We start from the raw sequence: 18,921 nt of genomic DNA on the forward strand, positions 1-18,921 counted from the left end.
ATTTCCGGCGGACGGGCCAGGGGGCCCGCCCGCCGGAAATGTCATTTATTTCGTGTTTTTGACCCGCGCCCACAGGGCGGGAGTCCTGGGCGGCTGCCAACCGGGCAGGGAGACGTGCCCGAGCACGCACCGGTAGACGACCCCGTTGTGGGTGACGCGGTCACCGGCCTTGTACTGGGTGTACGGCTTCCACGCGGGCAGCGGGGGCGGCGTGACGGTCAGGGTGAAGGTCGCGGAGCGCGTCTCCACACCGGTCGCGCTGACCGTGATCGGATAGGTCCCCGGCACGGTCGCCGCCGAGGTGGTGAACGTGAGCGTGCTCGGGCTGCCGAGCTCGACGGCGGACGGGCTCGCCGTGACGGTCACTCCCGCCGGGGCGCCGCTGGCGGAGATCTGCAGCGCCTGTGGGGCCAGCCAGACGGGCGAGGTCTCCAACGTGGAGACGGCCGTCTGCCCGGCCTCCACGGTCGCCGCGGCCGGGGTGAGGTGCACGGCGAAGTCACCGCCACTCACCTCCACCCGCAGCGTGGTCGTACGGCGGGAGGCGCCCGTGGCCCGGACGGTGGCGAAGTAGTAGCCGGGCGGCGTCGCCTTGGACGGATGGACGGTCACCCGGGCGGTCTGCCCGGTGGTGATCGTGGACGGGTTGAAGGTGAAGGAGAAGGAGTCGGGCAGGCCGAAGGAGGTGAGCGCGACCTGCTGCGGGTCACCGGCCGTGGTCGTGGTGCCGAGCGTCAGCGTGGCCGTCTGATCCGGTTTGACGGTGACCGTGTGGCGGTCGAGCGAGACGGAGAAGTCGTTCGCCGGGGAGGCCGGGGAGACGGTCAGCCGGTAGGACGTCGTCTCGGAGAGCGTGGGGGTGGCCGCCGAGGTGGCGCGGACGACGATGGTGTGCGTGCCGACCGGGGTCGACGCCGAGGTGGTCACCGTCATCAGGGTCGAGGCGCCGCTCGGCATGCGGGGGGTGGTGAAGGTGACGCCCGTGCCGGCGGGGACGCCCTCGGCGGTCAGGTCGAGGTCCTGGCTCGGGCCGCTCAGCTTCCTGGTCCGCACCGCGACGGACGTCGAGGTGCCCTGGTCGATCACACCGTCGGGCTCGCCGGTCCGCACCGTGAAGGTCCGCGAATCGGCCGGGCAACCGGGCTCGTCGGGGGAGGCCGCGACCCCGACCGCCTCCCAGGCGTCCTTGACCCGCTGGAGGTGGAGGCAGCCGAACAGGGCCAGCGCCGACTGCACGGTCGCCGCGCGGGCCTTGGCGTGGGTCCAGGGCGCGGTCTTGAGGTTCAGCGCGCCCATGTAGATCTCACCGGCGTCGCGCAGGCCGATCCCGGTCACGCCGTCGCCCGCGCAGACCGGGCTCCGCTCCGGCCTGCCCTGGACGTGGTCGCCCTCGGCCAGCAGGTAGAACCAGTGGTTCTGGATGCCAGCCACCTTGTGCGGCTCCTGGGTGGGCACGTCCTCGGAGTAACAGCCGGGGTCGCCGAAGACGGCCGGGTCGTACATGTTGCGCAGCGGGCCGGGGCCGCTGAAGTCCACCTTCTCCCCGATCAGGTAGTCGGGCGCGTCCGCCTCCGGCGGCTGGTTGGCGTAGTGCTCGGTCAGGGTGCCGATGATGTCGCCGGTCGACTCGTTGAGGGCGTCGCCCTCGTTGCCGCTGCCGTTGCCGCCGCTGGTGTTCTCGAAGATGGCGTGGCCGTACTCGTGGCCGACCACGTCCATGGAGGACATCTGCTTGCTGCCGTTCTCGTTGTGGCCGAGCCACACGCCGTCACCGGCCCAGACGGCGTTGGGGAAGTTGAAGCCGACCCTGATCGGGAACGTCCGGCCGGTGCCGGTGATGCCGTCCCGGCCGAGCCAGTCCCGCACCATGTCCCAGGTGCGCTGCGCGGCGAACATGCCGTCGACGCAGGCGGTCTCCAGGTCGGAGACCGAGCCGTTGCCCCACTCGTCGTCGGCGCCGGTGTAGACGGTGCCGTTGGTGGACGCGCAGCTCAGGTTGGCCCGGGTGGGGTCGGTCATGCTGTAGGAGCCTGCCGAGCCCGAGGTGTCGAGATAGACGGGGTCGCCGTTGTGGAAGGGGTGGCCGACGCCGCGCCGTACGTCGTCCCAGCGGTCGGCGATCGAGCCGTCGGCGGCGTCGACGTAGACGTGCAGGACGGAGGGGCCGTCCTTCGAGCTCCCGGTGACGACGCTCTCCCAGGTCAGCCGGGGCTTGGTGCCCGCGGCGTGCACCACGAGGCGGGGGTCGCTCTGCTTGGTCACGGTGCCGAGCAGGTCCCGCGCGATGGTCCGCGCCCGTTCGGCGGTGACGACGGGCTTGGTCGCGACGTCGTCGAGCTTGGCCCGCTGGCCGGTGGTGACCGTGGTCACCCTGCCGCCCTCGCGGTCGGTCGCGACGATCACGTCACCGCCGTAGACGGGCAGGCCCCGGTGCAGGCGCGGATAGGTCAGGTACTGCAGGCCGCGTGAGCCGAAGACGACCGTCGGGTTCCCGAAGGTGTCGCCGTCACCGGCGCGCAGCTCGCGGGAGCGCGCGGTGAGGGCCTTGTCCGCGGTGCCGAGGGCGCGGGAACGGGCGCGGGCGTCCGGGGGCGCGTAGGCGGAGCCCTGGGCTCCGGCGGCCTGAGGGCCGGAGGGGTCGGCAGGGCTGACGGGAGGGGTGGGGGTGGGGGAGGCGGTGGCGGGCGCGGCGCCGTACAACGCGCTCGCGCCCAGTGCCGCCGCGAGTAACGCCGCGATGCGTGTTCTGCCGTTCGGTTTCACTGCGTGTGACTCCTCAAGACGTCCCTGGGGAGGGGGACCAGGAGCCCGGCCGGCCAGGCTCAACTCGAAACGAAACTCAACGTGACACCGGATTGTGCGGGGCGAGTAGCCAATGCTTTTCCATGTCACGGTGTTATGGGCCGGACTTCTGCCAAACGAAGTACGCCCTGCTCAGTCGTATATATGGGGATACGCAGAGATTGTTTGGGCTTGTCGCAACCGATGGTGAACGTTTTCGAGGCGCCGGTCGTTGGAGGGGGAGACGGGCTGCGGAGCGGTCATCGACCCCGCAGGCCACCGGGCATGCTACGAAGGGTGGTGAAACAGGACATGTCGGAGTAGCGTCCGCAGACGCGGATTCGCTCGGCGGATGACGGATCTGCTCCGCGACGGGACGGGGAGCCGCGCGTGGTCGGTAAGCAGGGCAGGGTGACCGGCAAGATCGGTCCCGGTCTGGTCGGCGAGGTGCTGATCGCGGTCCGCGGCGGCGTCGAGGCCTTCTACGCCCATCCCGCCGTTCCCGACGAGGAGATCTCTCCCGGATCGATCATCGTCGTCGTGGAGTACTACCCGCCCCGCACGGTCTACGTCGCTCGCGCGCTCGTCTGAACCTCTCTCCCTTTTCTTTTGCTCTCTCCCCCCTCGTGGAGGCCACATTGCCAACCGAGTCCCTCATCATCGGTGGCGGCGTCCTTGTCGCCCTTTTCATCGTCATCCTGCTGTTCAAGGCCGTCTGGCGGGTGGCCGAGCCCAACGAAGCGCTGATCATCTCCGGCCTCGGCGCCCGGGGGAAGAACGAGGGCGACAGCCTCGGCTTCAAGATCGTCACCGGTAAGGGCACCGCCGTGCTCCCCGGCTTCCAGACCGCGCGCCGCCTGCGCCTCGACAGCCGCGCGGCCAATCTCCAGGTCTCCTGTGTCACCCAGCAGAGCATCCCGGTGGTCGTCAAGGGCGTCGTGATCTACAAGGTCGGCGACGACCTGCACTCCATCGCCAACGCCGCGCGCCGCTTCCTCGACCAGCAGGACTCGATGAACGGGGCCATCCACGAGCTGTTCACCGGCCACCTGCGCTCGATCACCGGCAACCTGACCGTCGAGGACCTCATCCTCAACCGCGAGCGGCTGACCGGTGAGACGCGCGCCTCCGCCTCCGATGAGATGATCAAGCTCGGCCTGATCGTCGACTCCCTGCAGATCCAGGAGATCGACGACGAGACCGGCTACATCACCAACCTCGGCAAGCCGCACGCCGCCAAGATCGCCGCGACCGCCCGTATCGCCGAGGCCCAGCGCGACCAGGAGGCCACCGAGGCCGAGCAGATCGCCGCCGCCAACAAGGCCGCCGCCTGGCGTGACGCCCAGATCAAGCAGGCCTCCTACCAGGCCGAGATCGACGAGGCCCAGGCCAGGTCCCGCCAGGCGGGCCCGCTGTCGGAGGCCTCCGCCCGCCAGGAGGTCGTGGTCCAGGAGACCCGCGCCGCCGAGCTTGAGGCGCAGCTCTCCGAGCAGCGTCTGCAGTCCCAGGTCCGCAAGCCCGCCGACGCCAAGGCGTACGAGACCGTCACGCTCTCCCAGGCCGAGAGGGACGCCCGCATCGCCCGCGCCGAGGCCGAGGCCCGCGAGACCGAGCTGCGCGCGACCGCGCAGGCCTCCCAGGTCAAGCAGGCCGCGGCCGCCGAGGCCGAGTCCGTACGGCTGCGCGGTCTGGCCTCCGCCGAGGCGACCAAGGCGACCGGTCTGGCCTCCGCCGACGCCGCGAAGGCCAAGGGCCTCGCCGAGGCCGAAGCCGCCAAGGCCAAGGGTCTGGCAGAGGCCGAGGCCATCCGTGCCCGCTCCCAGGCGCTCGCCGAGAACCAGGAGGCGGTCATCGCCCAGCAGCTCGCCGAGAACTGGCCGCAGATCGTCGAGGCGGGCGCGAAGGCGTTCGGCAACGTGGACCACATGGTCGTGCTGAACGGCGCCCAGGGCATCGAGGAGATGCTCGCCAAGGCCCTCACCCTCGGTGGGACCGGTCTCGGCCTGGCCCGCTCCCTCCTCAACATGAACGGCACCTCCGCTCCCGTCGCCGTCCCCACCCCCGAGGTCAACGGCAAGGCCGTCGAGCCCACCTCCTGACCCGCGCCTTTTGAGGGGCCGCCCGCGACAGCCGTACGGCACGCGGGCGGCCCCCAGGCCTCTCAGGCCCCAGGCCCCCAGGCTTCTCAGGTCCCAGGCCCCTCAGGGCACCGGGGTTCGCAGGGCGTCGAGGACGAGACCGGGGGAGTCGGCGAACAGCCGGATCACCCGGGCCTGCTCCCTGCGGCCGAGGGGCCGGACCACGGTGACCGGTTCGGACAGTTCGACGACCACGTTCGTCTGGGAGGAGACCGCGACCCCCAGCCGCCCGTCGGCCACGGTGACCGTGCCCCGCTCGTCGTAGGCGCGCGCCAGCCGTACCGAGGAGATCAGCTCACGGGGGACGCGCAAGTCGAAGTGGACGCCGTAGCGCACCCGCAGCTCCCCTTCGGTCACCACGTGCGGCCGGGTCGCGCAGGCGGCCCACAGCGCCAGCACCAGCACGACCGCGTACGCGTCGAGCACCAGCACCACCGTCCGCACCCCGTACGGCACGCCGAGCGCCCCCAGCAGCAGCTCGACCGCCACCGTCTCGACGACCGCCGCGAACAGCAGCACCAGCAACATCGAGGACTGCTCCCGGGCGTACGGCACCGCGGTCGCCCCCGGCGGCACCCCGTGACGGCGGCGCGCCACCCACAGCCAGAGACCGGCCACGCTCCGCGCCTCGAACCCGATGAGCCTGCGCACCGGGACCGGCACCAGCTTCCGCACGGCCGTACCCAGCGCCGCGCGCCGACCGGCCCCGCCCCGGCGCGCCGCGCGGAACAGCCGCAGCAGGGTCACCGCCTCCAGCAGCAGCACCGCCACGACGGCCACCTCGACGACCACGAGCACCGGCCCAGGGAGCCGCACCCCCGCCACGGTCAGAACCACGAGCAGCAACTCGGCGGGAAGTACGGCAAGCAGCGCGGCCCGCGCGACCCTGAACATCAGCCCTCACCTCTCAGCGTGGTCAGCACCAGTCGGAACACCTCGATCTGCGCGGGCGACATCTCCGCGCCCAGCGCCCCGGTCATCTCCTCGACCGCGTACGGCCCGGCGAAGGCCCCCGCCATCTCCCCGGGCAGGTGCGCGGTCAGGTCGGCGGCGAGCACGGCCACCCGGGGGTCGGCGGGGTCGGCGTCGGCCAGCTCGTCCAGCCGCCGGTAGAGAAGCCGCCCCCGGGCCAGCGCCTCCGGCTCGGTCAACGGCCGGATCATGCCGAGCATCCTGTCCCTGGCCTCGGGATCGGTGACGCCGTCGAGCAGGGTCAACAGCTCCCGGTCGAGTTCGGCGACGCGCGACCCCTCGGCGGGAAGCTCGCGCAGCACCGCCGCCAGGCCGGGGGAGACCGTGGAGTCCGGCCCCAGGTCCTCCTCGGCGAGCAGCGCGGCCAGCCGTTCTCGTCTGGCGCCGATCGCCTCCTGCTGTCTGGCGAGGTCGGCGTCCAGCTCGACGAGCACCTCACGCAGGTCCCCGCCCCGGTCGCCGGGACCGAGCACGTCACGGATCTCGTCGAGGGAGAGGCCGAGCTCCGTCAGCCGCCGCACCCGGGCGAGGAGGACCGCGTCGCGCAGGCCGTACTCCCGGTAGCCGTTGGCCAGCCGTACCGGCTCGGGCAGGAGGCCGAGGTGGTGGTAGTGGCGCACGGTCCGGGTCGAGACCCCGGCCAGCGCGGCGAGTTCACCGATCCGCATGCCCTCATTAGAAACGTTGACGTTACGTCAACGTCAACACGCCTCGGCGGGCGCCGTACGGACGACCAGGAGGGAGCGTACGGCCCCGGCACGAGGGCGACGGCCATCCCCGCGACGGAACGTGTCTGCTCTCTCCTGACGACTTTCCCGGCGGGCGGGCGGGTGCTCCCACCCGGCGGCGGGTCACGGGCGATGGCAGGGAGCCACCCGGAGAGCAGCGGGGAAGACCGCTCTGACCAGGCTGTTCATCATTATGTCGATCTTCACCCCCGGGGAAAGACACCACGCCAGACGGGCCGGAGTTCTTGGGAGACCACATGGCGGTCGACACGGGTGAGGGAAAAGGTGATCATGGGACGGTTGATCCGGGGGCTTCCCTTACGTCCTGAATTGGGGAAGCCGAGTCGAGGAGGACGTGTGACCGACATCGCCGACGACATCGCCGACTGGCTGTATCCCACCATCGAGCGTGAGATGAACGGCGCCCAGGTTCTCGCGGCGGACGGTGACCTGCTCAGGACCCTCGGGGAGAAGACCCTCGGTCCCGGGGGCGGGGAGAGGTTCATCGACCACATCTCCGGCAGCTCCCAGGTGAAGCTCAACATCATCCAGCGCTACCGGGCGACCCGTGAGGCCGTCGTCGCCTTCCGGCGACGGGTCGCCTCGGGCGAGTCCCTGAGCACCGAGGACACCCTGGCCCTCACCCGCGCCACGATCAGGGACGAGACCCTGTCCGAGGTCCTGTCGTATCTCGCGGCCGGTTACTACCTGCGCCCCGGGTTCAGGGAGGAGTGGCGTCCGGCCTCCCTGCCCTGAACCCGGGGCCCGGGCCGGTTCAGATCATCACGTGGGCGTCGGGGTGGCCGACGAAGGAGAACTGGGCGTTACGGGTCAGTTTGATGTCGTCGGCCTGCCAGGTGTGCATGGCCGCGTCGCCGCTGCGCCAGTACACGAAGTTGAACCGGTCAGACGAGTAGATCTTGACCCGGTCCTCCTTGAGCCGCCGGACCAGCCTGGTGTCCTCGCCCCGGGTCACGTCCTCGAACCCGTAGTGCTTGAACATCTCGGCCTTGCCGAGGAAGGTGCCGCCCTGCACCAGCCAGCTGTAGCGGTGTTCGAGCCCCGGCAGCCGCAGCATCGTGGTGTTGCTGCCCTCGAAGTAGGCGTAGTGCGCGCCCTTGCCGACGAGTTCGGCGTCGGAGTAGTCGAAGGCCCGCACCAGGTCCGACAGGTAGTGCTCGCCGTACAGGTTGTCGTCGTCCATCTTGGCGATGAGCGAGCCCTCCGCGGCGGAGATGCCCAGGTTCATGCAGGCGCCGAGGGAGAGCGACGGGTCGGCGGGCAGCACGACCACGTCGGAGATCCCGGCGACCCGCGCCTTGTCGGCCACCACGACGGGGTCGATGTCGAGGCCGTGCAGCACCATGACGAGCTGGACGGGCCGGTGGATCTGCTTGGCGACCGAGGAGATGGCGTGTTCGATCTGCGCGGCCCTGTTGGTCGGCAGCACGACCGAGACCGACCGCGACCGCGTCTCGACGGGCTTGCCGAGCACCCGCAGGATCTGGTCGACCCGGTGGGTGAACAGGTGCTTGTCGAAGACCTCCCGCATCGCCATGTGGCCCTGCCTGGCCCGCAGCTCGGGGCTGTTGATCAGGTGGAGCACCTGGTTGTAGGACTCGACGGGCTCACGCGCGATCGGGATCAACGACCCGAAGGTCTCCTCGATGGCCCGCGACCACCCGGAGACGACGGAGGTCGCGCAGGCCGACAGCTCGAAGACGCGGCGGGCGCACATGGTCGGCGAGTCGAGCACCGAGTTGACGTTGAGGAAGACCTTGTACATCTTGTACGCGGCCAGCATCTGGTCGTACGGCAGTTCGCCCACGATGTGCGGGACGTACTCGGCGGGCCAGGCGTACTTCTCGTCCACGGTGCCGTTGCGGGCGAAGATGTGCAGGCCCAGTTCGCGGACGGGGGCGAGCACGGTCTCCATCTGCTCACGCCGCTCGGGGTGCTTGTCGCGGAAGTACATCCCGGCGAACACCACGTCGTGCAGCCTGCCCTGGCGCTCCTGGATGGGGTTGTGCACCCGGGGCTGGGCGGCGAACTGCAGCACGTCCACCCGGTCGTGCCCGAGGACCTCCCGGTAGCGGGGCACCATGTCCCCGTCGCAGGTGAAGACGTAGTCGAACAGCTTGGCCGTGTCGATGAAGAACTCGAAGTTCGGCGGGTCCTCCTTGTTCCAGAAGACCGTGGGGATGCCCTCCGCCTTGCACCAGTCGATCAGGGCGCGCAGTTCGGGCTTGGGCGCGTTGGAACCGGTCATCTGGTAGCGCCAGCGACCCTGGTTGCCGTGCCAGGCCGACTCGGCGAACAGGATCTCCGGCCTGCGCTCGGCGAAGATCTCCGGCCAGTCGCGCAGCCCGAACTCGATCTGGTCCCACTCGTACTTGAAGGCCATCCTGGAGAAGTCGTCCAGGATCACCGCGACCTTCATGTCGGGCCGGTTGATCGGCCCGGCGGGCCACTTCACCTGGGGCACGTTCACCACGGGCCCCTGCTGGTCGAGCTCCTCGACCACCTCGGACACGGGCCTTGGCGCCTTGGGGCCCTTGCGGGTGGACATGGCCGCCTTCAGCTTGCCGGGCAGCCGGACGACCCCCGACCCCTTGGCCCCGGTCAGCGCCTCAGCCACCCGGTACGGCCGCTGCACCTTCGTGGACTCCAGCTTCCACTGGGCGTAGTCGGCGCGCGCCTCGGCGATGGCCAGCCGCCGTTCCAGGTCGCGGACGCGCTCCTCGAAGCGCTCGACGACCTTGCGCTCCTCGGGAAGCCAGTTGATCGGCCCAAGACGCTGGAACTTCGGCTCTTCGGGGGTCTGCTCAGACTGCTCAGGGGAACTCATGGGAATCGCCTTTACACCGAGGTCGTGCCAGCGTACGGCGTGCGCCGTACTTAAAGGGCGGTTTACAGGGAATTGGGCGGTATGGCCTGGCCTGCGGGGGAGAGGTTGCCTCCCTTGAGCCAGGCGGCGATCACCCGGGCGATCCTGGGGCCGGCCTTGCCGTCCCAGAGCGGGGGCAGGTCCCCGGACGGCGTCGTGGCGCCCTCGGCCAGCGCGCGGTCCGCGGCGACGGCCAGCTGCGCCGGGGTGACCAGACGGTTCGTGCCGTGGGTGATGGTGATCGGCCGCTCGGTGTTCGGCCGGACCGTCAGGCACGGCACGCCCAGCATGGTCGTCTCCTCCTGCACCCCGCCCGAGTCGGTGACGACCAGCGAGGCGCCGCGAACCAGCGACAGGAAGTCGACGTAGCCGAGCGGATCGACGATGAGCAGGTTCCCGCCGGTCACCAGCCCCGCCTCGGCCAGCCGCTGCCTGCCCCTGGGGTGGATCGGCACCACGATCGGCAGGCGCGCGCTCACCTCGAGGACGGCGTCGACGAGCTCCTTGGCCGAGGCCGGGTCGTCCACGTTCGCGGGCCGGTGCAGGGTGGCCACGCCGTACCGGCCGGTCAGGCCGAGGCGGGAGCGGATCGGCGCCGGGTCGAGGTGGTCCAGCGCGGAGAACAGGCTGTCGATCATCGGGTTGCCCACCAGGTGGACCCGCGCCGGGTCGACGCCCTCGTTGGACAGGTGGGACAGCGCGTCCGGCGAGGTGGCGAACAGGATGTCGGACAGCGCGTCCGTGACGACCCGGTTGACCTCCTCGGGCATCTCCCGGTCGAAGGAGCGCAGGCCCGCCTCGACGTGCGCGGTCGGCACGTGCAGCTTGGCGCAGACGAGGATCGCCGCGAGCGTGGAGTTCACGTCGCCGTAGACGACGACCAGCGTGGGACGGTGCTCCAGCACGACGTCCTCAAGGCCGGTCAGCAGGGCCGCGGTCTGCCGCGCGTGGGAGCCGGAGCCCACCCCGAGGTTGGCGATCGGCTCGGGCAGACCCAGGTCGGCGAAGAACACGTCCGACATCAGCGCGTCGTAGTGCTGACCGGTGTGGACGATGCCCTGCCGCACCCCCAGCTCCGCGAGCCCGCGCACCACCGGGGCCGCCTTCACGAAGTTGGGCCGCGCGCCGAGCACGTGCAGGACGAGGGGATTGTCGGGGTCCGGGGTCGTCCCCGTGGGGGCGTAGTCCCTCATTGACCTCGCCTTTCATGCGGGAGTGGGGCAAACGATGCCTATGGTACGGTCACGGCGTGGTATCCGATGCCAGCACGCCAGACTCCTCAAAGGTTTCCGCGAAGTCGGCCCGTGCCGGGCTGAGCGGCCTGTTGAAGGGGTTCGCCAAGCACCCCGTGATCGTCTCCCGGGTCGTGGCGGCCAAGGTCAAGTCCGATCCGGTGCGTGTGGCCCAGGCCGCCGCCGAGACGCTCCCGCCGAGCCTGCGCCCCGTCGTGGGCCGCTTCGCGTGGCCGGCGGCGCGACAGGCCAGGCTGGTCGTCCGCAAGCTCGGCATGCGCATGGTCAAGGGGCCGTGGGCCGAGGCCAAGGAGCACTTCGACTCGGGCCGGATGAGCGAGGCCGTCGCCGTGCTCCAGGGGCACACCAGGTATCCCTTCATCAAGCGCAGGGCCACCTACTACGCCGGTGAGCTGGGGGCCATCCAGCCCAACCCGATCCCGCCCAAGGACAAGGTCATCGTGGGGGAGCGGGTCGAGGGGCGGGTGCTGCACTGCGTCACCAACGCGCTGCCGTTCACCCAGGCCGGATACACCGTGCGCACCCACCGCATCGTCACCGCGCAGAAGGCCGCCGGCCTCGACCCGCACGTGGTGACGAGCTGGGGCTGGCCGATGATGCAGGGCCACGCCGACGCGACGCCGTACGAGGAGATCGACGGCATCCCCTACCACCGGCTGATCCCCGACGGCGGTGAGGTGCCCTTCGAGAGCCAGGGCCGCATGATCAGGGGCGCCGGTGAGGTGACCGAGCTGGTCAGGACCCTCAGGCCGCAGATCCTGCACGCCGCGACCGACCACCGCAACGGCTCGGTCGCGCTGGCCGTACGGGAGCGGACCGGCACGCCGATGGTCTACGAGGTCCGCGGCTTCCTTGAGGAGACCTGGGCCTCGCGCGACCCCAAGCGGATCGGCAGCCAGCGGCACGTGCTCCAGCGCGACCGTGAGGCGTTCATCATGCGCTCGGCCGACGCCGTGGTGACGCTGGCGGAGACCATGGCCACCGAGATCGTCGAGCGCGGCGTGCCGAGGGAGAAGATCTTCCTGGCGCCGAACGCGGTCGACGACTCGCTGCTGTCCGCCGAGTACGACGGCGCCGCGTTCCGTTCCGCGTACGGCATCGCCCCCGGCGAGGTCATCATGGGCTCGGTCTCCAGCATCGTGGCCTACGAGGGCTTCGCGACGATGCTGAGCGCCGCGGCGCTGCTGCGCGACCGGGGGACCCCCGTCAAGGTCCTGCTCGTCGGCGACGGCGCGGAGCGGCCCGCGCTGCTCGAACAGGTCGAGGAACTCGGCCTCGGTGACGTGGCGATCCTGCCCGGCCGGGTCGGTCCCGACGAGGCGCTGCAGGCCCAGGCGGCCATCGACATCTTCGTCTGCCCCCGCGAGGACCTGCGGGTCTGCCGACTTGTTACACCATTGAAACCTGTTGAGGCGATGGCGCTCGGCAAGCCGGTCGTGCTGAGCGATCTTCCCGCGCTCTCGGAGCTCGTCGGCTCCGACGGCGCCGGACTTCTCGTCGCCCCGGGCGACCCCGAGGCCCTCGCCGACGCGCTCGCCGCGCTGCGCGACGACCCCGAGCGGCGGGCCGAGATGGGGCGGGCGGGACGGGCCGAGGTGGCGGCCAAGCGCACGTGGAGCCGCGTCGCGGAGACGTACCGTGACCTTTACCGATCACTTACCGCTTGATGACCTTCGGACGACTCCCAGAAAACAACCGGTTTGTGATGCGTTCAATGGCATTAGACGTGGCTCGTTCGGACTTGAGATAGCCTTTGCGACCATGAAGTGTTGTTTCCGGCATCCCAAGGTCACCCGGTGAGCGAGCGCAACGAGCCCGCCGGCGACACTGGAGCCCCCGTGGGCGGGGCCGGCGAAGGAGGCCGAGTGAGCACCTACGACCTGGCCGTCATCGGTCTCGGATATGTCGGCATGCCCCTGGCGAAGGAGGCCGCGGGGGCCGGACTGCGCGTCGTCGGCTTCGAGGTCGACCCCGTGAAGGTGGAGGCCCTCAACGCGGGCCGCTCCTACATCGACGACCTGACGGACGCCGACCTGGAGCACATGCTGGCCGGTGGTTTCACCGCGACCCTGGACGAGTCGGTCCTAGCCGAGAGCGCGACCGTGGTCATCTGCGTGCCGACTCCGCTCGACGAGGACCACCGCCCCGACCTGTCGGCCGTCGAGGGCGCGACCGCGACCGTCGCCCGTAACCTCTCCAAGGGCACCCTGGTCGTCCTTGAGTCGACCACCTGGCCCGGCACCACCGACGAGGTCGCCCGCCCCATTCTTGAGGCCTCCGGCCTCGTCGCGGGCACCGACTTCCACCTCGCCTTCTCGCCCGAGCGCATCGACCCGGGCAACGCCAAGTACGGCATGCGCAACACCCCCAAGGTGGTCGGCGGTTACACGCTCGCCTGCCGGGAGCGCGCGGTCGGGTTCTACTCCCGCTTCGTCGAGCAGGTCGTGCCGGTCAGCGGCACCCGCGAGGCCGAGATGGCCAAGCTGCTGGAGAACACCTACCGGCACGTCAACATCGCCCTCGTCAACGAGATGGCGATCTTCTGCGACGAGCTGGGCGTGGACCTGTGGGAGGCCATCGAGGCCGCCTCGACCAAGCCGTTCGGCTTCCAGAAGTTCCTCCCCGGACCGGGCGTCGGCGGCCACTGCATCCCGGTCGACCCGTCCTACCTCTCCTACACGGTGCGCAAGCTGGGATACCCCTTCCGGTTCGTCGAGCTGGCCCAGGAGATCAACGAGCGGATGCCGGCCTACGTGGTCGCCCGCGTCCAACGGCTGCTCAACCGGCACAAGAAGGCCGTCAACGGCTCCAAGGTGCTTCTGCTCGGCGTCACCTACAAGCCCGACATCGCCGACGAGCGAGAGACCCCGGCCCTTCCGGTCGCGCGGGCGCTCGTCGAACTCGGCGCCGACCTGGTCTTCGCCGATCCCTACGTCAAACAGTGGCGGGTCGACGGCGTCGAGGTGCTCCACGAGGAGGACCTGGCGAAGGCCGTCACGGAGGCGGATGTGACGGTGCTGCTCCAGCAGCACGCCGCCTTCGACCTATCGATCGTCGAGGACCACGGCAGGCTCGTGCTCGACACCCGAGGCGTTCTCGCCGAGGGTGAACGCGTCGAGCGGCTCTAGTAACGAAGGGCTGCGCGCAGTGCACGTGCTCGTCATGACGGTGGTGCATCACCCCGAGGACGCCCGGATTCTGCACCGGCAGATCCGCGCGCTGGTGGACGCCGGTCATGAGGTCACGTATGCCGCGCCGTACACCGCGCGGGGCGTCATGGCCCGGTCGTGGGTGAACGGCGTCGACCTCCCCAGGGCAGCCGAGCGTAAGCGGCTCACCGCCGTACGCGCCGCCCGCAAGGTCTTCAAACGCATGCGTGGCCAGGTGGATCTCGCGATCGTGCACGACCCCGAGCTGCTGCTCGCGGTCGTCGGGGTGCGCAACCGGCCTCCGGTGGTCTGGGACGTCCACGAGGACACCCCGGCGACCCTGTCGCTGAAGCCCTGGTTGCCCGCCTTCCTGCGCCCGCCGGTGCGTTTCCTGGCCCGCCTGCTCGAAGGCACGGCCGAGCGCCACCTGCACCTGCTGCTGGCCGAGAGCGCCTACGCGGGCCGCTTCCACAGGACGCACCTGGTGGTGCCGAACGAGACGTGGGTCCCCGACCAGGTGACGGCGCCGGGCGGTGACCGGATCGTCTACCTCGGCTGGTTGTCGGAGGCGCGCGGAGTGCGCGAGGCGATCGAGGTGGCCAGGCTGCTGCGGCCGCACCGGGTCGCGGTCGAGCTGATCGGCTACGCCGACCCGCAGTCGCGCCCGATGCTGAACGAGGCGGTCGCGGAGGGCCTGCTCGAATGGCGTGACTTCATGCCGAACGACGAGGCGCTCAAGAGGCTCGACGGCGCGCTGGCCGGGCTCTCGCTGCTGCGCGACGAGCCCAACTACCGGCACTCCATGCCCACGAAGATCGTGGAGTACATGGCGCACGGCATCCCCGTGATCACCACTCCCTCGCCGCGGGCGGTCGAGCTGGTCGAACGCTACAACAGCGGTGTCGTCGTGCCGTGGCAGGACCCCAAGGCCGTGGCCCAGGCCGTGGTCTTCCTGCGGGACGACGTCAGGGAGCGGCACGGCCAGGGCGCCCGGGGGTACGCCGCGGCCCGTGCGAACCACCACTGGCCGAACTCGGCACGCCGGTTCGTCTCCCAGCTTGAGGCGTGGGCGGGGGTCAAGAGCTGATCTCCGGCACGGGGGAAGTCGTTTATGTCCGCCTGATCGTGAGAACGGTAGTGTCCTGAAAGTGCGCTGGCTGACCGCTTTCCTGGGCCTGGCGATCCTCGCAACCGCCGTCGTGGCGGTCGTGATGGTCCTGCCCCGTGGCGAGAGCGCCTCCACGGCCCGGAGCACACCGTCCACCCCTTCGCAGAGCCCGCCGGACCCGTCGGCGTCGGCCTCCCCCTCGGGTACGCCGTACACCGATCCGTGCGGGACGTTCGACACGGCCGTGCGGTCGCCGTACGCGCTGACCGGCTACTGGCTGATCCCCACGACCGACCACTGCACCTGGCGCAAGCAGTTCACGGCCATCCACGAGGTGGGCGGCGACACCGTGATCCGGATCGGCTGGGGCCTGCAGGCCCGCAGGACCTCCGAGGACGGCCGCGTCCTGGAGAAGGAGGGGAACAAGGCCGACCCCCGCTACGCCTCCTGCGTCGAGGACGGCGTGCCGTGCGTCGAGGCGGCGGAGCGGGACCTCAAGGCGGCCAACCCGGGTAACCGGGTGAGCTGGACGTTCGTCTACCGGACCGACGAGGCGTTCGGCGACGGGCTGTTCCGCTGCCCGGCCTACGAGCGCCGGATCGTCGCCGGGGACACGGTCTTCTACCGGCTGCTCGCGCCCGACGACGGCACCGACGACCCCAGCTGCGACAACGTCAGGAACCGGGGACGCGGCTACCACCTGATCCTGGTGGCCGCCGCCAAGGAGGACAGTCTCACCGAGCTGCTCGACCTCGGCGACCGGTTCGGGGTGAAGGTCTTCCCGGCGCTGCCGCTGGCCCCGCGCGACCCGGCGCAGAGCACCCGCGCCTCGGAGCGCGGCACCGACACCCTGACCACGCTCACCCGGCGCATCCTGCAGGACTACGGCGACCGCTTCGCGAACCGGACCTCACTCGGCGGGTTCTACCAGCCGTTCGAGCTGCAACTGCGGGACATGAAGGCCGAGCACCCGACGCTGGCGGTCTACGCCTCCCAGCACCAGATCGTCGAACAGGAGATGCCGGGCAAACCCATCCTGGTCAGTCCCTACCTGGACGCGCGCAAGCGGCTGCCGTTCAGCGCGACACCCCAGGAGGTGGCCAAGGGCTTCGAGGCGCTGGCCAGGACCGGCGTCGGCATCATCGCGCCGCAGGACAGCCGGGGCACGGGCAAGGTGGGACTGTTCTGGCCCGACCAACGGGGCCAGCGGGTCGACGAGCGGCTGAGGTCCGTCGTGGGGGAGACGACCAACGGCGACGCCTACCACGGCTCGACCCGCGACTACTACCGGGAGATGGCGGCGGCCAGGACCAGGATGGTCGAGCAGGGCTACAACGTGCAGCTCTGGGCCAACGTCGAGGCGTTCGAACCGTCGTCGGACGAGCCGTGCGCCGCCAGGACGGGCACCAGGGGGCGCACGGACAAGGAACGGCTCGACACCGCGGTGACCCAGGTCGGCCGGTACGTCTCGAAGATCGTCTCCTACATGTGGAGCGACTTCTTCACCTGTGGTTCGCCGTCCCTGTCCGAGGAGGTCGCCCGGGACGCGGGCAGGCCGATCCCGGTCGACGCCGTCCACCGGCCGCGTGACATCCAGGACGGCGTCGAGATCCGCGGCTACGACATCCCGGTCGGCTCGACGGTGACGATCACCTGGCCCGGTCAGGAGACCCCCGAGGTCACCAAGGTCACCGGGGTCGATCTCGAAGCGCTCCCGGCCGACCTGCCGGAACGCGTCAGGACGGCGTGGTTCCCGTTCAACTGGAACGGCGTGCCGCCGGGGACGTGGGTGCGGATCAAGGTGACCGCGCCCGACGGGCGCGCGGCGGCCGAGTCCTTACACGTTCGCGTGGGCTCCTGAGCGGTGTAACGTGCCTGACATGGTTCCGCGCATCCCCGTCAGCGTGGACCTTGTCGTTCTCACAGTGCGGTGCCAGGAGCTGAGCGCGCTCGTCTGGCGGCGGAACAAACAGCCCTACGAGGGGCGATGGGCCCTGTCCGGCGGCTTCATCCACCTCGACGAGGACCTCCCCGCCGCCGCGGAGCGCGTGCTCGCCGAGCGGGCGGGCCTGCCCGGGGCGCCGGTCCACCTGGAGCAGCTACAGACCTACGGCTATCCCGACCGTGACCCGCGCCAGCGCGTCCTGAGCGTGGCCTATCTCGGCCTGGCCCCCGACCTGCCCGCCTCGACCGAGGCCCACATGAGCTGGCAGCCGGTCTCCTCTCTCAGGGAGATGGCCTTCGACCACCGGCGCATCATGGTCGACGGGATCGAAAGGGCCAGGGGCAAGCTCGAATACACCCCGCTCGGCGCCGCCTTCTGCCCGCCCGAGTTCACGGTCGCCGATCTTCGCCGGGTTTACGAGATCGTCTGGGATCGCGCGCTCGATCCCCGTAACTTTCACCGGAAGGTCACCAAGGCGGAGGGCTTCCTGGTGCCGACGGGCCGCACGACCACCCGTGACGGGGGCCGTCCGGCCAAGCTGTACCGCAGGGGACCTGCGGTTTTCCTGCATCCCCCGATGCTTCGCTCCCTGAAGGAGTAGATCCGGAGACAGTCCCCACGGGGAAGGCTTCCGACGCATCGAATCTCAAGGGATGAAAACCATTCCTTCGTTATAGACATGAAAATGGTTATCGCTTACGCTATTTCCACACTGAGAGGTTAAGAACGCAAAATCTTGAAATTTCAGGATGTCGTCGGGGTTGTTCCGCGACGATTGTCCTGGTGGTCTCGGCGACCGTGAACCCGGCACCGGACGGCGACGGCTCACCCGGCGAACGGCCATGCCTCGTCACCGTCAGGTGGTGGGAGCGGAGGCCGGGCCGGGGCGGGAACCGTCCGGACGCGTGACGCCCTTCCCAGGCACGGAACAGGCTTTTCTCAAGACAGGAGAGTGCTGATGGCGCGGCGGACACTTGCGCCCGGCGTGGAGATCTTCTCGGTGACGACCGGGACGGTACGGCAGGCGGCGGGCACGACGGGACGTTCCGAGATCGAGCCCCGCGGGCGACTGCGGGCCGGGGCGGGCAACGGCCACGCGGAACGCCGCGTGGGCCGGGCCGTACCCGAGGAGTCCGCGAAGGTGACGGTGCTGCGGACCGCCGCGGGCGAGTTCCTCCCCGTCCAGCAGGAGATCGGCGGAGACCTCGACCAGCTCGACCCGGGAACGCTGCGGACCTTCGAGGACCGTGGGCTGCTGGTCGAGCGCGAACCCCGCTCCTGGCCGGGTCCCGTCGCCGTGGTCGGCGGCGGAGCCATCGCGCTCGCGCTGTCCGAACTGCTCGTGCGGATCGGCGCCGAGGTCCACCGGGTGCCGACCCCGGACGCCGCCCTCGGCTGCGCCGCCGTCAGCTGGTGCCAGGACGACCACCCTCCCGCCGAGTGGGCCAAGGCCGACGTCCTGCTCACCGAACGTTCGATCGCCTGGCAGCGCTGCTCGGTCGAGGGCGCCACCGCGGTGCTCGAACCCATCTCCTCGGGTCCCGAGGGCCTCACCCACTCCGACATCAGGGCCAGGCGGCTGGCCGCCTCCGCCACTCCCGGGCACCTGCAGGCCTACTGGAGCAGCGAGCGCCGCAGAGGGCCCTCCCCGGTCGGCCCCGCCGAGGCCTGGTTCGTCGCGGCGCTGCTCGCCGCCGACCTGGAGGCCTGGGCCGCCCGCCGTACGGTGTCGCGGGGGTTGAGGCTGGTCGACCTGATCAGCCTGACCGTGACGGAACAGCCGATCCTCCCGCTGTCGGTGGTCTCCTCAGGAGACGCCTGACCGCGAAACGCCCATGGACAGGCGCCGGGTCCCCGGGGGGGTGGAACCGGCGTCGACCGGCCGGCGACCGGACATCCCACGTCCGGTCGCCGGCCGGACATCTTCCGCCCGTTCGGCTCGGAGACCTGCTCGGAGGCC

Annotated in this window: 14 protein-coding genes; 9 read left to right on the forward strand and 5 right to left on the reverse strand. The window is 70.4% G+C overall.

Annotated elements, in window-relative coordinates; all coding sequences use genetic code 11:
* Nucleotides 1-45 precede the first annotated feature (45 nt).
* Nucleotides 46-2,763, reverse strand: a complete 2,718-nt coding sequence (locus ACFYY8_RS13995; RefSeq protein WP_390040582.1) for a M4 family metallopeptidase — start codon at nucleotides 2,761-2,763, stop codon at nucleotides 46-48.
* 408 nt (nucleotides 2,764-3,171) lie between these two features.
* On the opposite strand from ACFYY8_RS13995, the gene ACFYY8_RS14000 reads away from it, so the two are divergent.
* Both ACFYY8_RS14000 and ACFYY8_RS14005 read left to right on the forward strand, forming a co-directional pair.
* On the forward strand, nucleotides 3,172-3,372 hold the full coding sequence (locus ACFYY8_RS14000; RefSeq protein WP_390040584.1) for a hypothetical protein: 201 nt from the start codon (nucleotides 3,172-3,174) through the stop codon (nucleotides 3,370-3,372).
* Between the two features lie 47 nt (nucleotides 3,373-3,419).
* Complete coding sequence (locus ACFYY8_RS14005; RefSeq protein ID WP_390040586.1) at nucleotides 3,420-4,880, forward strand: flotillin family protein; 1,461 nt, start codon at nucleotides 3,420-3,422, stop codon at nucleotides 4,878-4,880.
* 102 nt (nucleotides 4,881-4,982) lie between these two features.
* On the opposite strand, the gene ACFYY8_RS14010 is transcribed toward ACFYY8_RS14005, so the two are convergent.
* A complete protein-coding gene (locus ACFYY8_RS14010) occupies nucleotides 4,983-5,813 on the reverse strand; it encodes a hypothetical protein (protein ID WP_390040588.1) in 831 nt (276 codons plus the stop codon).
* Nucleotides 5,813-6,559 carry a MerR family transcriptional regulator gene (locus ACFYY8_RS14015; protein WP_390040590.1) on the reverse strand — a complete coding sequence of 249 codons (747 nt, stop codon included), beginning with the start codon at nucleotides 6,557-6,559 and terminating at the stop codon, nucleotides 5,813-5,815. Before ACFYY8_RS14015 ends, ACFYY8_RS14010 begins: the two co-directional genes overlap by 1 nt.
* A gap of 417 nt (nucleotides 6,560-6,976) precedes the next feature.
* Between ACFYY8_RS14015 and ACFYY8_RS14020 the strand changes: the two genes are divergently transcribed.
* On the forward strand, nucleotides 6,977-7,375 hold the full coding sequence (locus tag ACFYY8_RS14020; RefSeq protein WP_390040592.1) for a hypothetical protein: 399 nt from the start codon (nucleotides 6,977-6,979) through the stop codon (nucleotides 7,373-7,375).
* Between the two features lie 19 nt (nucleotides 7,376-7,394).
* Here ACFYY8_RS14020 and ACFYY8_RS14025 read toward each other — a convergent pair whose 3' ends face one another.
* Both ACFYY8_RS14025 and wecB read right to left on the reverse strand, forming a co-directional pair.
* Entirely contained in the window at nucleotides 7,395-9,467 is a 2,073-nt protein-coding gene (locus tag ACFYY8_RS14025) for a glycosyltransferase (RefSeq protein ID WP_390040593.1), read from the reverse strand.
* A 62-nt stretch (nucleotides 9,468-9,529) separates the two neighbouring features.
* Nucleotides 9,530-10,699: a non-hydrolyzing UDP-N-acetylglucosamine 2-epimerase gene (gene wecB, locus ACFYY8_RS14030; protein ID WP_390040595.1), complete on the reverse strand. Its 1,170-nt coding sequence runs from the start codon at nucleotides 10,697-10,699 to the stop codon at nucleotides 9,530-9,532.
* Between the two features lie 56 nt (nucleotides 10,700-10,755).
* On the opposite strand from wecB, the gene ACFYY8_RS14035 reads away from it, so the two are divergent.
* The 6 genes from ACFYY8_RS14035 to ACFYY8_RS14060 all read left to right on the forward strand — a co-directional run bounded on the left by ACFYY8_RS14035 (nucleotide 10,756) and on the right by ACFYY8_RS14060 (nucleotide 18,783).
* Nucleotides 10,756-12,426 (forward strand): glycosyltransferase family 4 protein, encoded by a 1,671-nt coding sequence (locus ACFYY8_RS14035; protein ID WP_390040597.1) that lies wholly within the window; start codon nucleotides 10,756-10,758, stop codon nucleotides 12,424-12,426.
* Nucleotides 12,427-12,624: 198 nt separating this feature from the next.
* The gene (locus tag ACFYY8_RS14040; protein WP_390040599.1) at nucleotides 12,625-13,887 is read left to right on the forward strand and encodes a nucleotide sugar dehydrogenase; all 1,263 of its coding nucleotides are present in this window, start codon (nucleotides 12,625-12,627) and stop codon (nucleotides 13,885-13,887) included.
* A 19-nt stretch (nucleotides 13,888-13,906) separates the two neighbouring features.
* Entirely contained in the window at nucleotides 13,907-14,995 is a 1,089-nt protein-coding gene (locus ACFYY8_RS14045) for a glycosyltransferase (RefSeq protein WP_390040601.1), read from the forward strand.
* 61 nt (nucleotides 14,996-15,056) lie between these two features.
* A complete protein-coding gene (locus tag ACFYY8_RS14050) occupies nucleotides 15,057-16,877 on the forward strand; it encodes a DUF4434 domain-containing protein (protein ID WP_390040602.1) in 1,821 nt (606 codons plus the stop codon).
* A gap of 19 nt (nucleotides 16,878-16,896) precedes the next feature.
* Complete coding sequence (locus ACFYY8_RS14055; RefSeq protein WP_390040604.1) at nucleotides 16,897-17,562, forward strand: NUDIX domain-containing protein; 666 nt, start codon at nucleotides 16,897-16,899, stop codon at nucleotides 17,560-17,562.
* 357 nt (nucleotides 17,563-17,919) lie between these two features.
* Complete coding sequence (locus tag ACFYY8_RS14060) at nucleotides 17,920-18,783, forward strand: hypothetical protein (protein WP_390040606.1); 864 nt, start codon at nucleotides 17,920-17,922, stop codon at nucleotides 18,781-18,783.
* The last annotated feature ends 138 nt before the right edge of the window (nucleotides 18,784-18,921 follow it).

The sequence above is a fragment of the Streptosporangium sp. NPDC001559 genome, from assembly GCF_042893955.1.
In the GTDB taxonomy this organism is placed as follows: Bacteria; Actinomycetota; Actinomycetes; order Streptosporangiales; family Streptosporangiaceae; genus Streptosporangium.

What these genes read in the sequence shown, in the direction of transcription:
- ACFYY8_RS14055 (WP_390040604.1), top strand. Translation starts at nt 16,897, where the DNA reads ATGGTTCCGCGCATCCCCGTCAGCGTGGACCTTGTCGTTCTCACAGTG.
- ACFYY8_RS14010 (WP_390040588.1), bottom strand. Translation starts at nt 5,813, where the DNA reads ATGTTCAGGGTCGCGCGGGCCGCGCTGCTTGCCGTACTTCCCGCCGAG.
- ACFYY8_RS14060 (WP_390040606.1), top strand. Translation starts at nt 17,920, where the DNA reads ATGGCGCGGCGGACACTTGCGCCCGGCGTGGAGATCTTCTCGGTGACG.
- ACFYY8_RS14025 (WP_390040593.1), bottom strand. Translation starts at nt 9,467, where the DNA reads ATGAGTTCCCCTGAGCAGTCTGAGCAGACCCCCGAAGAGCCGAAGTTC.
- wecB (WP_390040595.1), bottom strand. Translation starts at nt 10,699, where the DNA reads ATGAGGGACTACGCCCCCACGGGGACGACCCCGGACCCCGACAATCCC.
- ACFYY8_RS14015 (WP_390040590.1), bottom strand. Translation starts at nt 6,559, where the DNA reads ATGCGGATCGGTGAACTCGCCGCGCTGGCCGGGGTCTCGACCCGGACC.